Origin of the sequence: Nitratidesulfovibrio oxamicus (assembly GCF_015731765.1) — a bacterium.
GTDB classification, from domain to species: domain Bacteria; phylum Desulfobacterota; class Desulfovibrionia; order Desulfovibrionales; family Desulfovibrionaceae; genus Cupidesulfovibrio; species Cupidesulfovibrio oxamicus.
The window spans coordinates 1-2,544 of sequence record NZ_VRYY01000372.1 but is presented as its reverse complement, the minus strand read 5'-3'; the positions used below and the strand labels follow the sequence as shown (position 1 = coordinate 2,544).

General features: G+C 61.5%; 2 protein-coding genes and 1 rRNA gene. 1 reads left to right on the top strand and 2 read right to left on the bottom strand.

The window, feature by feature from the left end:
• Window positions 1-162 precede the first annotated feature (162 nt).
• Both FVW20_RS12355 and rdgC read right to left on the bottom strand, forming a co-directional pair.
• A complete protein-coding gene (locus FVW20_RS12355; RefSeq protein WP_012612065.1) occupies window positions 163-699 on the bottom strand; it encodes a hypothetical protein in 537 nt (178 codons plus the stop codon).
• A 22-nt stretch (window positions 700-721) separates the two neighbouring features.
• Window positions 722-1,339: a recombination-associated protein RdgC gene (gene rdgC / locus FVW20_RS12350; RefSeq protein ID WP_167123110.1), complete on the bottom strand. Its 618-nt coding sequence runs from the start codon at window positions 1,337-1,339 to the stop codon at window positions 722-724.
• A gap of 891 nt (window positions 1,340-2,230) precedes the next feature.
• Here rdgC and FVW20_RS12345 point away from each other — a divergent pair.
• Window positions 2,231-2,544: ribosomal RNA gene (locus FVW20_RS12345) — 16S ribosomal RNA — on the top strand; the annotation flags it as partial.

Below are 2,544 nucleotides of genomic sequence, written 5' to 3'. Positions count from 1 at the left end.
AGCATGGCAGCCATGCGGCCAGGGCGCGGCGCGTGATGGCGGGCGCCTTCCGCCGGGGTGTCTGCGGCGGCGGGCGGCGCCGGAGGGGTATCGCGGGGATCGCTGGTCACGTCGTCGTTGTCCTTGAAGCCTTGTGGTGGCGGGGGGGAGGCGGGTCAGTCCCTACGCCTCGTGCTCCATCCACCCGCGCAGGTCGCGCACTTCCTCTGCCCAGCGCTTCGAAAGGCGTACCTCCATGAACTGGCGGTACACCTCGTCCAGGAAGCCAAGGCAGGTTTCGATCAGGTAGATTTTTTCCAGCAGGCGGGCGTCGGGGTCGTCGTCGCCGCCCTCGCCGTCCTTTTCCACGGTGGGGGTCTTCAGGCTGTTGAGGGAAAAGTCTTCGGCCCGCAGGCTGACCTGCCACGAATCGGCCTCGCGCTCGAAGCGCAACAGGGCGCGGGTCACCTTCTTGCCGGTGGTCAGGCCCATGCGCGCCTCGCGCAGGGGCGACATGGAACCGGAGACGGTGGCGGTTTCCAGGCTTTCGCCCTCGCCGCCCTGCACCGAAATGCGCTGCTCCATGTGCACGCCGAAGGGACTGCCGTCCGGCATGCGGAACGAGCCGGGCGCGGTTTCGCTGCGGTACCACAGCCAGGTCAGGAATTCCTGGCCCAGGATCACGTCGGTGGTCTGGCCGAGATAGGGGGTGTCGCTCATCGTATGTCCTTGTCCGGCGCGCCTACCCGGCAAACCGGGTGGGTTCCAGCGTGTCCAGGCGGGTCATGGCGGCCTCGTCCAGCATGGAGGCGGCCAGCGCGTACGGCGTCAGCGGCTCCAGGTGCAGGTCGAAGGTCAGCGTGAAATAGTCGGAGAACAGGTCGATCATCTTCGACTGCGTGGAGGCGAAATAGATGATGCCCGTGTCGATGGCCCACAGCACGTTGAATTCCGCGGGGATGGGCAGAAAACGCGACATCAGGCGCAGCCGGGTCTGTTCCTTCAGTTCCTTCTTGCGCTCGCGCGAGATGAACTTCTTGCCCTGTTCCTTGTTGCGGGCCTCTTCCTCGCGCAGAGCAAGGGACAGATGCTTCTTCAGCACGGCTGCGGGAATGCGCCGGGTGTCCTGCCGCAGCGAAAAGGCAATGTATCCGCCCTTTTCGGGCGGCGCGGTGCGCCAGGCAGTGTCGAGCATGTCGTCAAAGCACACCCAGCCCCAGGAACGTTCGTCGGATGTGTTGTCGATGTCGCGAAAGCAGAATTGCTTCAGCTTGTCGGGCAGGGTGGGCCAGAGGGTGGCGGGCACCGGGTCCGCGATGCGGAACCGGGTGAAGCTGCTGCTGGCGTTAAGAAAACCCATTGGTGTCTCCCTTGGTTGCGGATTGGGCACATACCTAGCCTATCTTGCCGTGGCGCGCCACCCCGTGGCCCATGGTGCGCAGGACGGGACGGGCGGGCCAGCCGGGCCAGCCGGGATAGTCAGGTCAGGCAGGCCAGGCAGAACAGTCAGGACGGGCGGGGCGCGGCAGAGTTGCAGGGGCAGGACCGGAACATTCGGCACGGGTACGCAAGCCAGAGCCGGGCGGGCGAAAGGGGACACTCCGTTGGGTACATACATATACAGGGAACATGGCCCGACCCCGAACGGAAACGCTGTCGGAACATCGGATTGGATAGCGCGAATGCGTTAGTGATCCTTCGAGAAGGTGACACGGCAGGGACCGACAGAACGCGTCAGGGAACGCTGAAAAGTAGCCGTGCAAGTGGTTCCGAAGGCGACCACGCACGCTGCATGGGCTGGAATGCTCCGGGAGGGGGACATTTCGGTGCGGCGCATGTCTGATTTTATGTCTTAATTATCAGGTTGTTGTATAGAAATTCCAAGAAAATGAAAAAACGGTGTTGACTTCAACCGTGTTTCGCGTAGAAACCACCTCCGCGCCGAACGGAACCGGCAACGCCTTCTGCAAGGGGGCTGCGCAGGACCGGATGGGCAAAAGGTCAACACGGCCATTGCGAAAAAAAACGCGAAAAAGTGTTGACGGATGTCTCCGAAAGGAGCATAGCTGAAAGTCCGCCTGCACGCACAGCGTGTAGGGCAAAAAAGGTTCGGGCGCTGGCCCGGCCGACGGTCGAAAGACTGCGGTTCTTTGACAAGTAAATAGCGAGTCGGGAAGGAATCAGCCTTTACGATAAGTAATCAATCGTACGGGTGCCTCAATTACGAGGCGTTCGTGCGACTTCAGTTTTTCAACTGGAGAGTTTGATTCTGGCTCAGATTGAACGCTGGCGGCGTGCCTAACACATGCAAGTCGTGCGTGAAAAGGCTTCGGCCTGAGTAAAGCGGCGCACGGGTGAGTAACGCGTGGATGATCTGCCCATAAGTTGGGAATAACGGCTGGAAACGGTCGCTAATACCGAATACGCTCCGATTTCACAGTTCGGGGGAAAGGTGGCCTCTACTTGTAAGCTACCGCTCATGGATGAGTCCGCGTCCCATTAGCTTGTTGGCGGGGTAATGGCCCACCAAGGCGACGATGGGTAGCCGACCTGAGAGGGTGATCG